Genomic DNA, 15,646 nt, shown 5'->3' on the forward strand with positions numbered 1-15,646 from the left:
GACTAAAAGTGCGGTCAGCATGGCTTATTTTGCAACGAAGCTCAACAATTTGCCCGGCACATAAATCACTTTGACGATATTCAAACCGTCCAAGTGGCGCGCGACGTTATCATCGGCAAGTGCGGTTTGTTTAATCGCCTCTTCCGCCGCGTCGGCCGCCACGGTGAATTTGCCGCGCACCTTGCCGTTCACTTGCACCACGATCAGTTTTTCATCGTCGATCATCGCCGCTTGATCCGCTTCCACCCACGGTGCGAAATCGATGGTATCGCTGTTGCCCAGCGCTTGCCATAAGGTAAAGCAGATATGCGGCGTGATCGGATACAACATTCTCACCACCGCACTTAGCGCTTCCGCCATCACCGCGCGATCCTGTTCGCTGGCTAACGGCGCACGGGTCAATTTGTTCATCAACTCCATAATCGCCGCAATCGCGGTGTTAAAGGTTTGGCGGCGACCGACATCATCGCTCACTTTGGCGATGGTTTTATGCAAATCGCGACGCAATGATTTTTGATCCGCACTTAATGCTGCCAAATCCAAGGCTGCCGTTGCCGGATTTTTCTGATATTCAAACACCAAATTCCATAGGCGGCGTAAGAAACGGTTCGCCCCTTCCACGCTCGCCTCTTGCCATTCTAAGGTCATTTCCGCCGGCGACGCAAACATCATAAACAGGCGCACGGTGTCCGCACCGTATTTTTCCACCATTTCTTGCGGATCGATACCGTTGTTTTTCGATTTGGACATTTTGGTCATACCGGCGTGCACCAGTTCATGTCCGTCTTTATCCACCGCTTTGCTAATGCGACCTTTGTCATCGCGCTCGACCGTGACTTCGGTCGGCGATACCCAGATACGTTCGTTCGATTCGGAAATATAGTAGTAAGCGTCCGCCAACACCATGCCTTGACACAACAATTTGTTCACCGGTTCATCCGCTTGCAGTAAGCCCGCATCACGCAGCAGTTTGTGATAGAAGCGGAAATACAACAAGTGCATGGTGGCGTGTTCAATGCCGCCGATATATTGATCGACCGGCAGCCAATAATTCGCTTCTTCGCTGTCTAGCATCCCGCCTTGGTATTGCGGGCAGGTGTAACGGGCGTAGTACCACGACGATTCCATAAAGGTGTCGAAGGTATCGGTTTCACGCAACGCAGGCTGCCCGTTAAACGTGGTTTTCGCCCAGTTCGGGTCGGCTTTAATCGGGCTTTGCACACCATCCATCACCACATCTTCCGGCAGAATCACCGGCAAATCGTCCATTGGCACCGGCACAACCTCACCGTTTTCCAAGGTCAACATCGGAATCGGGGCGCCCCAGTAACGCTGACGGGAAACGCCCCAATCGCGTAAGCGGTAATTCACTTGACGTTTGCCGACATTCAAACTTTCCAGTTCATCGGCAATCGCATTAAATGCCTGCTCAAAATCCAAACCGTCAAATTTACCGGAGTTGATCAACACGCCGTAGTCGGTGTACGCTGCTTGGCTGATGTCAGGTTGTTCGGCATCGCTCGGACGAATCACGGCGTTAATCGCTAAAGCGTATTTTTGCGCAAATTCATAATCGCGTTGATCGTGCGCCGGCACAGCCATCACTGCGCCCGTGCCGTAGTGCATTAACACGAAATTCGCCACCCACACCGGTACTTTTTTGCCGGTTAACGGGTGAATCACTTCCAAGCCGGTCGCCATCCCTTTCTTTTCCATGGTGGCGAGATCCGCTTCGGCAACTTTGGCATTTTTGCTCTCAGCGATAAACTGCGCCAATTCAGGATTATTCAACGCCGCTTTTTCCGCCAACGGGTGCGCTGCTGCCACCGCTAAAAAGGACACGCCGAACAAGGTATCAGGGCGCGTGGTGTAAACCGCCACGCTGTCATCACTGTCGGCAACTTGGAAGATGATTTCCACGCCCTCGGAACGCCCGATCCAGTTGCGTTGCATACTTTTCACTTGATCCGGCCACTGCGGTAAGCCGTCTAAACCCTGCAATAATTGCTCGGCATACTCGGTGATTTTCACAAACCACTGCGGAATCTCTTTTTGCACCACAGGGGTGTCGCAACGCCAACAGCGACCTTCATCAACCTGCTCATTCGCCAATACGGTTTCATCGTTCGGACACCAGTTCACCACTGAGGTTTTTTTATAAACTAAACCCTTTTTATACAGCTCGGTGAAGAACCACTGTTCCCATTTGTAGTATTCCGGTTTGCAGGTGGTCAGTTCACGATCCCAATCATAACCGAAGCCGAGCATTTTCAATTGCTGTTTCATGTAAGCAATATTTTCATAGGTCCAAGGTGCAGGTGCGGTTTTGTTTTTGATCGCCGCATTTTCCGCCGGCATACCGAATGCGTCCCAGCCAATCGGCTGCAATACATTTTTGCCGTTCATCCGCTGATAGCGCGCCACCACGTCGCCGATGGTGTAGTTGCGCACGTGTCCCATATGTAAACGTCCTGACGGATAAGGGAACATCGAGAGGCAGTAGTATTTTTGTTTGCTTAAATCAATCTTGGCGGCGAACACTTTGTTATCCAACCAATAATTCTGCACTTTCGGTTCAATCTGATCCGGACGATATTGCTCTTGCATAGCGAAATTACCTTTTATCAACACAAAAAACCGCACTTTTGCGGTTAAATAGAAAATGGGATATAGAATAGCTTAGAATGGCGCAGAATAACAGAATTTATTGCGCTTGGCTTGGTGCAAAACAGCGCAAAATACAGCATAGGAAAAAGCATAGTAACAGCTCAAATTATAAACAAATCCTAACCTTTCGCCGCAATATAACGCTTCGCCCAAGCCGATAAAAAATCGGTGACATAGACTAACAACAGATAGCACAACAAATACAGCGTGATTTCGGAATAATGGAAAAAACTCATGGCTAACTTAAATTGCATGCCTAATCCGCTAGCCCCGACAAAACCCACAATTAATGTGGCGCGAATAATATTTTCCATGCGGTATAAAATATAATTTAAAAAGCTCGGCATGACACTAGGATAAATCCCGTAAAACAGAATTTGCAGTTGTGAAGCCCCATTTTGGGCTAAATGACGGATCGGTTTTTCATCCATCTCTTCAATCACTTCACCACATAATTTACCTAATACCCCGAGGTTATGAATGGCGAGAGCCAAAGCGCCGGGCACAATGCCGGGTTTGAAGATAAAGACTAAAATCATCGCCCACATCAGTTCAGGAACGGCACGACTGAACAAAAAGAAAAAACGACTAATATGATAAGCCACTTTGTGATACCAATGGGCTTGAAAACCTAATTTCCCCTGTACCACATTGCGAGCGGAAGGCAAGACTAAAATAAACGTAGCAATCGCGGCAATGCCCGTCGCCAAAATGCTCATCACAAAGGTTTCCCAAGTCAGCACTAACGCCTTTTGCCACATTTCAGGATCAAGATAAGCCGGTGTTTCTTCGCCTACCCCTAACATGCCTTCCATAAATTCAACTAAATAATCCCCGTTTTCAGCGCGAAAGAGATCAGATAACGCATTAGGTTGATCTTTTAGAATATACAGCCAAGACCAAACAATTAAGCCTAATACCGCCCAAAAGGAATATTTTATAAAATGGCGATCAACATGTTGTGATAATTTATTCATTATTTCACTCTCTTTCTCACCGCATAGCTCCAGCGATCAATCAAGACGATCAGCGCGACCAAGAAAATCAAAAAGGTCCAGACTTGATCATAGCGTAAATCCTGCAAGGAAAGCTGAATTTGCATACCGATACCGCCCAAGCCCACAAACGACAGCACGGAAGAGGAACGAATGGCACATTCTAGGCGATACATGGTGTAACTCAACATCATCGGCAAGGCTTGCGGCAAATAGCCGTAAATCAGTAATTGCCGCGGAGTGGCTCCGGCTTGTTTTAAAGCGGCGATAGGTTTATAAGGCACTGCTTGCAAGGTATCCGCAAAAATTTTACCGAGATAGCCGGAATACGGAATTGCCAACGCAAAGACCGCACCGATTGGATTTAAGCCCACTGCGGCGACAAAAAACCATGCCCAAATCAGTTCGTGGATAGCCCGCAAAAAACCGAGAATTGCTCTCGCAGCCGTTTGTAAGCATGTTGAAGGAAGTAATACGCCGGAAGCAAAAATCGCTAAGAAAAATCCGCCAATTAACGCTAAGGAAAGCGTAAGTAACGCATAAGCAAAGGTGAGCAGGCTGGATTGCAATGCTAATATTAATAATTCAGGCGACAAATCAGGCTGAAGAAGACTTGAAAATAGCCGTTGCAGCGTTGTCCAACCGCCGGAATGCATAATGCCTTTTTCATGATCAATGGCAAACAGGCTCAACAAAAATGCCAACAACAACATTAACGTGAGAAAATTACGGCGTTCAGTCAATGATAATTTCATCTTGTACTAATCCGTATAAGGCATTAAGTTGTTGTTGGGTAACTTGATTGGTTTGCAGATCAAATACGATTTTGCCTGCTTTAATGCCGATCATGCGATCAAAATAGGCTTTGGCATATTCCACCGAATGCATACTGGCAATCAGGGTTTTATTTTGTTTTCGCACCAGTTTTGTTAAGAGTGCCAACACATTTTGAGCATTCACCGGATCAAGAGCGGAAACCGGTTCATCCGCTAAGATCAACATGGGATTTTGTACCAATAAACGCGCAATCGCAACGCGCTGTTGTTCGCCACCGGATAATTCTGTGGTCGGTTGATTAATTTTTTCCTGTAATCCCACCGCACTTAGGGCTTGTTCGGCAATATGGCGTTGTTGCGGTTTAATCAGAGAGAGTAAAGATTGCCATAGCCCCCAATGATTCAATCGACCGGCTAACACATTATGTACAACTTCCAGTTGTTTCACTAAGTCGTATTGCTGATGTAACATGCCGACTTTTTGGGCATATTCTTTGTTATTGCGATAATCCTGAATATTTTTATGATCAATGAAGATTGCGCCGCTTGAGAGTTCGATGGAACGCATAATCGCATTCATTAGGGTTGATTTTCCCGATCCGCTTGGACCGACCAGCGCAATAATTTCACCTGCTTGAATATTGAGTGAGACTTGGTCTAATACAATTTTTTCATTAAAATGTTTGGCAACATTTTGTAAAGAAAGGAGATATTGAGACATAAATAATCCTTGTGGGAATGTATTAATGGCATATCCTAAAATATGCCATTAGCGATCTATTGATCTTTTAAATATGTTATTTAAGCTCAAATTGAGCTTTTTTAGCCTAGCACGGCAAAGCCGTACTAGGTTACGCATAGATCAGCCGCTTTGCGGCTGCTTTAGAGAGGCAAAGCCTCTCCCCAATGCTTAACCGATTGCGACCGTAGGTCGCTGTCGAATAAAATTATTTAATTAACTTTAACTCTTTTGCGACTTTCTCAATATCGTTGTAGTTGTCATTATTTGTTTCGATAAACTTCTCAGCGGAAAGTAAATTCATTACCTCAGAACTTGAGTTATCGGCTTTTAATAATGCGGCTTTCACTTTTTCTTTGGTACCTTCGCCGAATTTTTTATCGACTAAATTGATGGTCCAGTTGTAATCGTAGTATTCGGGCGTAGTATAAAATAACGCCACTTTGCTGCTATCTACTTTGCCTTCTGTCACCATTTTGTCCCAATACTGTTTATTTACCGCACCGATTTGTACACTGCCCGCTTCCACTAAACCGTAGGTTTTATCATGTGAACCACTGTAAGTAGGCTGTGAGTCTAAATCCTTTTCCGGATTGATACCCGCTTCAGATAAGAAAAAACGCGGCATTAAGTGGCCGGATGTCGAACTTTCGCTACCGAAAGCCAAAGTGTGACCTTTCACATCCTTGATGTCTTTCACATTTTCAAGTGCGGTTTGTTTAATAAACACAGACTGGAATGTTTCATCTTGCGGACGCTGTGCGATAGCTTCAGCACCTTCTACTCGTGCACGCGCCTGCACACCGGTTAAACCGCCGAACCAGACTAAATCAATTTCCCCGCGGCGGAATGCGGTCACTACCGCAGCATAATCTGTGACAGGCACATATTGCACGGTTAATCCGGTTTCTTTGCCTAAATAATCGGCAAAGCTATCGAATGAACGGGTCATTTCAGTGGCGTTATAATCAGGAATGGCACTAATTTTAAAGGTGGTGTTGGCGAACAACGTTGTCGGGCTAAGTAAGACACTTAACGCCGCAAAACCCGTCGCAAAACTTGCAAACAGTTTTTTCATATTTTCTCCGAATTTTGAAAGGTTGCTAAAATGGATTTAGCATTTTTTTAGATATTCATTCTCAAAAATGAACTGTGGAAAGATACGAGATTTAAACGAAAAAAACAAGGGGCATTTTGTAATAGCTTAATTCCTTGTAAGCTAAAATTGCTGATAATTTTTAACCGCTCTTTGATAAAAAAACTGCTGATCTTCCCAACGCAACAGGGTCATATAGTTGCCCCACACACAGCCGGAATCGAGGGCGTAAATGCCTTTTGGCATGGTTTCGCCGACGAGGCTCGCCCAGTGTCCGAAGATAATCGGTTGCTGTTGATAAGTGGCGTTATCCAACTCATACCACGGGAATAAATCCGGCGGCGCTTCGGCTAACGTGGTTTTACAAGCAAAATCAAGGCGGTGATCGGCGTAGCAGAACCGCATGCGGGTGAAGGCGTTGATAATATAACGCAGCCGTTCTATCCCTTTCAGCTGCTTGTTCCAACGATCCGGTTGTTCGCCATACATCTCTTTAATCAACGTGCGGTAGTCGCCCTGTTGCAACACCGCCTCCACTTCCGCCGCGCTTTTCTTGGCTCGGCGCAAAGTCCAATCGGGGCTGATTCCGGCATGGCACATAATAAAACCATACTTAGGGTGCTGACGCAGTAACGGCTGATGGCGTAACCAGTCAATCAATTCTTCAAAATCGTCGGCGGCAAAAATCGTATCGACCCGATCTTTTTTCTTAATCGATTTCAATCCAAGTGCGGTGGCGATCAGATGTAGATCGTGATTGCCTAATACGGTTTTGGCACTTTCGCCCAATGATTTAACAAAACGCAAGCATTCTAACGATTTATCACCGCGAGCCACCAAATCGCCGACCAGCCACAGCTCGTCCCGTTGCGGATCAAACCGCACTTTGTCTAACAGCAGTTGCAGTTCGTCAAAACAGCCTTGCAGATCACCGACGATATAGGTTGCCATTACTTGCTCCTATTCTTCGTCCGCTGAAATTTGCCCACGCTCGACTTGCGGCGGATTGTCCGCCAGCCAGTCGGCTAAACGGGCATAATCGGCAAGCGCCAGATTTTCCGCACGCGCATTTTGATCAATCCCAAGTGCGGTCAACTGCTCTGCGCTAAACAGGGTGGAAAGTGCGTTACGCAAGGTTTTGCGCCGTTGGTTAAAGGCTTGGCTGCACACCCGATTGAGCCAATACAGATCTTTTACCGGATGTGGCAAGCTGGCGTGCGGAATCAAACGCACCACCGCCGAATCCACTTTCGGTGCCGGTTTAAATGCGCTCGGCGGTACTTCCAACACCGGAATCACCCGACAGAAATATTGCGCCATAATGGTTAACCGCCCGTAGGCTTTGCTGTTCGGTCCGGCACACAAGCGTTTCACCACCTCTTTTTGCAACATAAAGTGCATATCTTGAATGCTGTCGTAGTAGTTGAACAGGTGGAACATCAACGGGGTGGAAATGTTATACGGCAAGTTGCCGAACACCCGCACTTTTTGCCCGGCTTGCTCAAACAGTTGACGAAAATCGACCTGCATTACATCTTGTTCAATCACGGTCAGTTTTTGGTGTAAAAACGGATGATGGCGCAAACGTTCGGCAAGATCGCGGTCAAGTTCAATCACGGTTAAATGATCCAACTGCTCCGCCACCGGCTCGGTCAATGCGCCCAAGCCCGGTCCGATTTCGACCAGATATTGATCTTTTTGCGGATAAATCGCCGCGACGATCCCTTGAATCACGTTTTGATCGTGTAAGAAATTCTGCCCGAAGCGTTTCCGCGCGGTGTGCCCTAAATGTTTTTTTGAATTCATAAATCGTTGGTCTGTTCACAAGAAAATTGTTGCTAAGTATAAAACAAAAATCCCGCCAAGTGCGGGATTTTTAAAAGTGCGGTCAGATTAATCCAGGATTTTAATCTCGGCGCGTTTGCGCAAGCCGCTGATCCAATCCCGCGCTTCCGCCTGTGCTTGTTTGTTGACGATTTGCTCGTAGGCTTTTTGACGGTAGAAGTCATCGGTGCGATCACCTTTGCGCGTTTCCGTCACTTGTAAAATATGCCAGCCGTGTTCGGTTTTAAACGGTTGCGAAATCCCGCCTTGTTTGCTACTGCGCACCACTTTGGCAAATTCCGGCACATAAATTTCCGGGAAGGCAAAGCCCAAATCACCGCCTTTATCACCGGATAAATAATCTTTGGAATTGGCTTTTGCCGCCGCTTCAAAGCTGGTCTTCTTGGCGAGAATGTCGGCACGGATTCGGCTTAATTCCGCTTTGGCTTTAGCGTCGGTCAAAATCGGGTTGGTTTTTAACAGAATATGGCGCACGCGGTATTCGGTCGCGGTGTGTTTTTGCACTTTACCGCGCTTTTGCGCCTGTTGTCGCAAGCTATTGCCGAGTTCTTCAACCTGTTCGCGGGTCACTTCAATACTTTTGCCGATATTTTGTTGCCGCACTTCGTTCATCAACAGTTGATGTGCAATTTGATTGCGGTATTGGTGATAATTAACCCCTTGATACTCCAAGACATCTAACAGTTGTCCCCAAGTTAGCCCGTTGCTGTCGGCAATACTTTGGAACACCTGATCAACCTGCCCGCCGCTAATCCGCACCCCGGATTCACGAATCGCTTGTTGCACCAGAATATCATCAATAATGCCGTCTAAGGCTTTTTGACGGTTGCCGGCATTATCCGCCTTTTTACCCAGCTCTTTTTTGACTTGGCTTGCCAGAATCGGATAACCATTCACTGTTGCGACGACTTTTTCTGCTGCGCTCGCTTGTAATGGCAACATACACGTTACCAAAAACATGAGGCTACAGATAAATTTTGCTTTGATCTTGTTCAATTTCATTGTTCTTCCAATTCTCATCAGTAAAAGGATACGTTGCTTAGAACCTATTTTTGCAAAAAAATTCCCATTAATTGGGATAATAGCTGACAATCGCTTAATTATTCAACAATTTCAGCCTCGTCCCAAACAGATTTAATCGGCGGCATAGCCGTCCGAAGGCAATTGTTGCTGATCCAGATAGGCTTTGCCGTCTTGCAAACGCAAACGCCCATCGGCAAACCAAGCGACCACCAGCGGATAAATTTGCAATTCTTGCGCCTTCACGCGATCAATCACATCCTGCTCTTGATCATCGCTGAAAATCGGCACTTTGGCTTGTAGCACAATCGCACCGGCATCCACTTCTTCATTCACAAAATGCACCGTGGTGCCGTGTTGCCGCTCGCCCGCTTCCATGGCTCGACGATAGGTATCCAAGCCAGGATATTTGGGTAATAACGACGGGTGGATATTCAGAATTCTATCGGCAAACGGCCGGATAAACGCCGGGCTGAGGATTTTCATATAACCCGCCAAGACGATTAAATCCACTTGTTGCTGCTGCAAATAGCCGGCAATCGCCAAATCCATGGCTTGATTATCGGCATAGGCTTTACGCAAGAAAGTGCGGTTTTCAATTCCCGCCTGTTGCGCCCGTTGCAAGCCGTAAGCCTCGGCTTTATTGCTGACCACGGTCACGATTTTGCCGTTAATCCGTCCGCTTGCGCAGGCATCGAGCAATGCCTGCAAATTGCTGCCGTCACCGGAAATTAAGACTGCAATTCTGATCATACGACCGGCATAACCACTTGTTGGCTTTCATCACTGCCCAACGCCTCAATCTGTCCGATCACCCACGCTTTTTCGCCGGCTTGTTGCAATAAGGCAAGTGCGGTTTCCACGTCGTTTTGCGGTAGGGCAATCACCATCCCGACGCCACAGTTAAAAGTGCGGTACATTTCGTGGCGATCAATATTGCCTTGTTGTTGCAGCCAATTGAAAATGGAATCCCACTGCCAACTGCTTTCATTAATCACTGCTTTCACGTGCGCCGGCAAAACGCGCGGAATATTTTCCCAGAAACCGCCACCGGTCAAATGAGAAATAGCGTGCACGTCAACGTGTTTGATCAGTTGTAATACCGATTTCACATAAATTTTGGTCGGCGCTAACAGATGTTCCGCCAATGGTTTGCCGTCGAGCAATTCGGTTGCGGCGTCTGCGCCGCTCACTTCCAACACTTTGCGAATCAACGAATAGCCGTTAGAGTGCGGTCCGCTGGAAGCAAGCGCAATCAGGCTGTCGCCAACTTTCACTTTGCTGGCATCGATAATCTCGCTTTTTTCCACCACGCCGACACAGAAACCGGCCAGATCATAATCGCCCGCATGATACATACCCGGCATTTCCGCCGTTTCGCCGCCGACCAAAGCGCAGCCGGACTGTTCGCAACCGTCGGCAATGCCTTTAATCACGTCTGCCGCCACATCCACGTCCAGTTTGCCGGTCGCATAATAATCAAGGAAAAACAGCGGCTCCGCCCCTTGCACCACCAAATCGTTGACGCACATCGCAACCAAATCCACACCGATGGTATCGTGTTTATTCAAATCAATCGCCAGACGCAGTTTTGTGCCGACGCCGTCCGTGCCTGAAACCAGCACCGGCTCTTTATATTTGCTCGGGATAGAACACAAGGCTCCAAAACCACCAAGTCCGCCCATCACTTCCGGACGGCGGGTTCGTTTGACATCTTCTTTAATTCTGTCAACCAAATCATTACCTGCATTAATGTCAACGCCGGCATCTTTATAACTTAATGATTTCTTTTCCACGATGAGTTCCTGTTTCAGTTGTTTAGCTAAAAGACATAGTTAGAATCAGCACCGCTTTACGGTGTGCATAATTCAAACGGTGATAATTGTAACATGCCCGGTTAATTATTGGCGATAGCTAAATTCAGGTATCACGACGCCGTCCGCTTTTTCGCGGACATTCGGCAAAATTAACGCGGCTTGATATAAAAAGCTATTAATTCTTTAACCTATCTATTAAAATTTAACAAATAAACAAAAGGTCACCAGAACCTAAGCAAGGAGCAGAAAATGAAACTGGTTCAAGTCAAACACCCTCTCATCAAGCATAAACTCGGTTTAATGCGCGCCGCTGAAATCAATACTAAAAACTTTCGCCAACTTGCCACCGAGGTCGGCAGTCTGCTGACCTATGAAGCCACCGCCGATTTAGAAACGGAAAAAGTGATTATCGACGGTTGGAACGGCCCGGTCGAAGTTGAGCGGATTAAAGGCAAAAAAGTCACGGTTGTGCCGATTCTGCGCGCCGGATTGGGGATGATGGACGGCGTGTTAGAACATATTCCAAGCGCGCGTATCAGCGTGGTCGGCATGTACCGTAATGAAGAAACCCTCGAACCGGTGCCGTATTTCCAAAAACTGGCGGGGGATTTGGAAGAGCGGTTGGCGATTGTGGTCGATCCAATGCTTGCCACCGGCGGTTCAATGGTCGCGACGATCGACTTATTGAAAGCCAAAGGCTGCCGTTCAATCAAAGTTTTGGTGTTAGTGGCTGCGCCGGAAGGGATTGCCGCCTTGGAAAAAGCCCATCCCGACGTCGAGTTGTACACCGCGTCGATTGATGATCACTTGAACGAACAAGGTTATATCATTCCGGGCTTAGGCGACGCCGGTGATAAAATTTTCGGCACCAAATAATTAAGCGGAATCAATATCATGCAAAATTCTATTCCGGTACATGACGATCTGCCGGCACAAAGCCAAATCAAGCAGGCGTTCGTCGGGCTGCAAATGTTATTCGTGGCTTTCGGTGCGCTAGTCCTAGTGCCGTTGATTGTCGGACTTGACAGCAATACCGCACTTTTGACTGCCGGTGTCGGTACGTTATTATTCCAACTCTGTACCCGTCGCCAAGTGCCGATTTTCCTCGCGTCCTCTTTCGCCTTTATTGCGCCAATGCAATACGGTATCGCCACTTGGGGCTTGCCGGTGACAATGGGCGGCTTGATGGGCGCAGGCTTGGTTTACGTGGCATTAAGTGCGTTGGTTAAATTAAAAGGCGCCGGCATTTTGCAGCGGGTGTTTCCGCCGGTGGTGGTCGGTCCGATTATCATGATTATCGGTATGGGGCTGGCACCGTTAGCGGTGAATATGGCGCTAGGCAAAGGCGGCGACGGCTCACAAATTTTCCCGTATCAACAAGCGGTTTTGGTTTCGATGGCAACCTTGCTGACCACGCTCATCGTCGCCGTGTTTACCAAAGGCTTAATGCGCTTAGTGCCCATTATGTTCGGCATTACCGTCGGTTATATTCTGGCGTTAACAATGGGCTTGGTTGATTTCAGCGCCATTGCCAAAGCCGATTGGTTCAGCCTGCCGACCTTGACCACCCCGGAATTTAAGCTGGAAGCGATTCTCTATTTGCTACCGATTGCGATTGCACCGGCGATTGAACACGTCGGCGGTATTATGGCGATCAGCTCGGTCACCGGCAAAGATTTCTTGAAACAGCCGGGATTGCACCGCACTTTACTCGGTGACGGAATCGCCACTTCCGCCGCCTCGTTCTTAGGGGGGCCGCCAAATACCACTTATGCCGAAGTGACCGGCGCGGTAATGCTGACCCGTAATTTTAACCCGAATATCATGACGTGGGCGGCGGTGTGGGCGATTGCAATCTCGTTCTGCGGCAAAGTCGGCGCGTTCCTGTCCACGATTCCGACCATAGTGATGGGCGGGATTATGATGTTGGTGTTCGGCTCGATTGCCGTGGTCGGCATGAGTACGCTGATTAAAGCGCAAGTCAATGTCTCCGAACCGCGCAACCTGTGCATTATCTCGGTGGTGATGACTTTCGGTATCGGCGGTATGATGTTAAATGTCGGCGAAGTTTCGCTCAAAGGTATCAGTTTATGTGCCATTGTTGCCGTGATCATGAACTTGGTTTTACCCAAAGCCAAGGAAGAACCCCTTATCTAATCAAAAGCAGGTGAACGTTTGACAACCGCAGTCCAACTGACATTGCCGATTCAACAGCTTGATGATTTGACCCTGGAAAATTTCTGCGGGGAAAATAACCGGCTGTTGCTTGAATCGTTGCGTCATCACCTGCAACAGCGGCAACAGCAATTTTTTTATCTGTACGGTGAAAATGGCAGCGGCAGAACGCACTTGCTCAAAGCCTGCTGCCATTATCTGTTTGATCGCGGCGCCAGCGCCAGTTTTATTCCGCTCAAACACGCAAGGCACCTTTCGCCTGATGTGTTGGATAACTTGGAAAGTCAAGATCTGGTCTGCATTGATGATCTGCAACTGATCGCCGGGCAAGCGAAGTGGGAAACCGCACTTTTCGATTTATATAACCGGATTAAAGAGCAAAAACGCACCATTTTGATTCTGAGCGGCGACAGCTCGCCGCGTAACCTCGCCATTTCCCTCAATGATCTCCGTTCCCGTCTGAGTTGGGGCGAAATCCACAAACTACAACCGCTTGATGAAATACAAAAACTGAAAGCCCTGCAACAACGCGCCTACTTACGCGGCTTGGAACTGCCGGACGAAGTCGGGCTGTTTTTGCTCAAACGTTTGGAACGGGATACCCAAAGCCTGTTTGACACCCTGCAACAGCTGGATCAAGCGTCGCTACAGGCAAAACGCAAACTCACCATTCCGTTCGTCAAACACTGCTTAAATTTATAAGATTTCCAACACCGCTTGCGGCGGGCGCCCAATTCTCGCCTGTTCGCCGTTGATCACAATCGGGCGTTCCAGTAATGACGAATGTTGCGCAATCGCCGCCAAACGCTGCTCTTGGGTAAATTCGGGATTATCCAGCCCTAAAGTGCGGTACAGTTCATCATTGACCCGCATCATTTCGCGCACATCACTAATCCCCAATCGACGGCGAAGTTGCTGCAACTCGGCGACCGAGTAATGCTTCTGCAAATATAATTCGACTTCAGGCCGAATCCCTTGTTCTTCTAATAACTTCAAGGTTTCCCGGCTTTTTGAACATTTTGGATTGTGTAAGATTTTTACGCTCATGGTTTTCTCCTCATCAATTTTGTCGCTTGGAAAATAGTTTTAATCTTTCTTTAAGTCAATAACTTGTTATAATCAAAAAGTCTGATTTACTTGACCATAGGAAAATGACCATGTGGGAAATGTTTCAAAAATGGTATAAACGCCGCTTTACTGATCCACAGGCCTTAGGGCTATTCGCCATTTTATTTTTCCTCTTTATTGCCATCTATTTTTTCAGCGGGATTATCGCGCCGCTGTTGATTGCCTTGGTGCTGGCTTATCTGCTGGAAGCACCGATTGCCTTTCTATCCGAAAAACTCAAACTGCCGCGGATTGCGGCCGTCAGTATTACCTTATTGCTGTTTGTCACCCTAATCGTGTTTATCACCATCGTTGTTGTACCGCGTTTGTGGACACAAACCATCTCATTGGCACAAGATTTGCCGAATATGATCAATCAACTGCATGTCTGGCTACTGACCCTGCCGGAACACTACCCGGATCTGATTGACTATCCGATGTTGGATTCTTTGTTCAGCAATGTCCGTACCAAATTATTGGCTTTCGGCGAGTCTGCCTTGCGTTACTCCCTTTCCTCATTATTGAGTTTGGTCACTATCGGGATTTATGCGTTTTTAGTGCCGTTAATGGTATTCTTTTTAGTTAAAGATAAAAATGAATTAATTCAAGGTGTTATGCGTTTCATGCCGCGTAACCGCACTTTAGCCTCGCAAGTATGGTTGGAAATGAAAACCCAAATTTCCAACTATATCCGCGGTAAATTTGTGGAAATCATAATTGTGGGCGTGTTTACCTACATTCTATTCCTCTTTTTCGGCTTGCGCTACCCACTCCTGCTGGCGGTTGGGGTCGGTCTATCGGTGTTAGTGCCTTATGTCGGCGCGGTGTTAATCACTATTCCGATTGCGCTGGTGGCATTGGTGCAATACGGCGTAACACCGACGTTGTGGTATTTGATGTTAGGCTATATCATCATCCAAATTCTGGACGGCAACCTGTTAGTGCCGGTGCTGTTCTCTGAAGCCGTGAATTTGCACCCGCTGACGATTATTCTGGCGGTATTGATTTTCGGCGGTTTGTGGGGGTTTTGGGGCGTATTTTTTGCCATCCCGCTGGCAACACTGGTGAAAGCCGTGGTCAATGCCTGGCCGTCGAATGAAGAGGGCGAACAATATTAAAACACATCCCAAGTGCGGTTCAAACCGCACTTTCCCCTTTTTGACCGCCTCTTCGATAATCCCAACTAAAACCTTGCTGAAATCACATTTTTGCATATTGCTACTTGCCGGTTTAAAACCGCTTCCCTATACTGCCCCCTCTTGTCGGAGTGCCAATCCTTATTGGCTGAGACCGTAAATCGGGATCCGTGGAACCTGCTCGGGTTAAGACCTGCGAAGGGAACAAGTCAATCGTCGAATACTCAACATGATGATTTTCCAAGATAGGGAAAGCCGCATACATCAAAGTGC

General features: G+C 47.4%; 15 protein-coding genes and 1 riboswitch. Of the genes, 4 read left to right on the plus strand and 11 right to left on the minus strand.

Annotation, left to right across the window (positions count from 1 at the left end):
* Positions 1-24: 24 nt before the first annotated feature.
* From leuS to purM, 10 genes are all read right to left on the minus strand, one after another.
* Entirely contained in the window at positions 25-2,607 is a 2,583-nt protein-coding gene (gene leuS / locus ACWA50_RS00830; RefSeq protein ID WP_431053449.1) for a leucine--tRNA ligase, read from the minus strand.
* Positions 2,608-2,786: 179 nt separating this feature from the next.
* Entirely contained in the window at positions 2,787-3,644 is an 858-nt protein-coding gene (locus ACWA50_RS00835) for a PhnE/PtxC family ABC transporter permease (RefSeq protein ID WP_431053451.1), read from the minus strand.
* Positions 3,644-4,417, minus strand: coding sequence for a PhnE/PtxC family ABC transporter permease (locus ACWA50_RS00840; protein ID WP_431053452.1), 774 nt, complete (start codon positions 4,415-4,417; stop codon positions 3,644-3,646). Before ACWA50_RS00840 ends, ACWA50_RS00835 begins: the two co-directional genes overlap by 1 nt.
* Positions 4,398-5,159 carry a phosphonate ABC transporter ATP-binding protein gene (locus ACWA50_RS00845; protein ID WP_431053453.1) on the minus strand — a complete coding sequence of 254 codons (762 nt, stop codon included), beginning with the start codon at positions 5,157-5,159 and terminating at the stop codon, positions 4,398-4,400. Before ACWA50_RS00845 ends, ACWA50_RS00840 begins: the two co-directional genes overlap by 20 nt.
* 226 nt (positions 5,160-5,385) lie before the next feature.
* On the minus strand, positions 5,386-6,255 hold the full coding sequence (locus tag ACWA50_RS00850) for a putative selenate ABC transporter substrate-binding protein (protein ID WP_431053454.1): 870 nt from the start codon (positions 6,253-6,255) through the stop codon (positions 5,386-5,388).
* Between the two features lie 141 nt (positions 6,256-6,396).
* On the minus strand, positions 6,397-7,224 hold the full coding sequence (gene apaH, locus ACWA50_RS00855) for a bis(5'-nucleosyl)-tetraphosphatase (symmetrical) ApaH (protein WP_431053455.1): 828 nt from the start codon (positions 7,222-7,224) through the stop codon (positions 6,397-6,399).
* Positions 7,225-7,233: 9 nt separating this feature from the next.
* The gene (gene rsmA / locus ACWA50_RS00860; protein WP_431053456.1) at positions 7,234-8,079 is read right to left on the minus strand and encodes a 16S rRNA (adenine(1518)-N(6)/adenine(1519)-N(6))-dimethyltransferase RsmA; all 846 of its coding nucleotides are present in this window, start codon (positions 8,077-8,079) and stop codon (positions 7,234-7,236) included.
* 87 nt (positions 8,080-8,166) lie between these two features.
* A complete protein-coding gene (locus ACWA50_RS00865; protein ID WP_431053457.1) occupies positions 8,167-9,120 on the minus strand; it encodes a peptidylprolyl isomerase in 954 nt (317 codons plus the stop codon).
* A 132-nt stretch (positions 9,121-9,252) separates the two neighbouring features.
* A complete protein-coding gene (gene purN, locus ACWA50_RS00870) occupies positions 9,253-9,891 on the minus strand; it encodes a phosphoribosylglycinamide formyltransferase (protein ID WP_431053458.1) in 639 nt (212 codons plus the stop codon).
* Positions 9,888-10,934 carry a phosphoribosylformylglycinamidine cyclo-ligase gene (purM, locus tag ACWA50_RS00875; protein WP_431053459.1) on the minus strand — a complete coding sequence of 349 codons (1,047 nt, stop codon included), beginning with the start codon at positions 10,932-10,934 and terminating at the stop codon, positions 9,888-9,890. The genes purN and purM overlap by 4 nt, the downstream gene beginning before the upstream one ends.
* A gap of 270 nt (positions 10,935-11,204) precedes the next feature.
* Here purM and upp point away from each other — a divergent pair, with 270 nt between their 5' ends.
* From upp to hda, 3 genes are read left to right on the plus strand one after another with little or no spacing between them, the layout of a single operon-like run.
* On the plus strand, positions 11,205-11,831 hold the full coding sequence (gene upp, locus ACWA50_RS00880; RefSeq protein ID WP_431053460.1) for a uracil phosphoribosyltransferase: 627 nt from the start codon (positions 11,205-11,207) through the stop codon (positions 11,829-11,831).
* An 18-nt stretch (positions 11,832-11,849) separates the two neighbouring features.
* Positions 11,850-13,112, plus strand: a complete 1,263-nt coding sequence (locus tag ACWA50_RS00885; protein ID WP_431053461.1) for a uracil-xanthine permease family protein — start codon at positions 11,850-11,852, stop codon at positions 13,110-13,112.
* An 18-nt stretch (positions 13,113-13,130) separates the two neighbouring features.
* Positions 13,131-13,832, plus strand: a complete 702-nt coding sequence (hda, locus tag ACWA50_RS00890; RefSeq protein WP_431053462.1) for a DnaA inactivator Hda — start codon at positions 13,131-13,133, stop codon at positions 13,830-13,832.
* Here the strand turns inward: hda and arsC are convergent.
* Complete coding sequence (gene arsC, locus ACWA50_RS00895) at positions 13,827-14,177, minus strand: arsenate reductase (glutaredoxin) (RefSeq protein ID WP_431053463.1); 351 nt, start codon at positions 14,175-14,177, stop codon at positions 13,827-13,829. The genes hda and arsC overlap by 6 nt on opposite strands.
* Before the next feature lie 110 nt (positions 14,178-14,287).
* Between arsC and ACWA50_RS00900 the strand changes: the two genes are divergently transcribed.
* Positions 14,288-15,355 carry an AI-2E family transporter gene (locus ACWA50_RS00900; protein ID WP_431053464.1) on the plus strand — a complete coding sequence of 356 codons (1,068 nt, stop codon included), beginning with the start codon at positions 14,288-14,290 and terminating at the stop codon, positions 15,353-15,355.
* A gap of 135 nt (positions 15,356-15,490) precedes the next feature.
* A riboswitch (TPP riboswitch) is annotated at positions 15,491-15,594 on the plus strand.
* Positions 15,595-15,646: the final 52 nt, after the last annotated feature.

This window comes from Testudinibacter sp. P17/SS/0325, assembly GCF_053570765.1.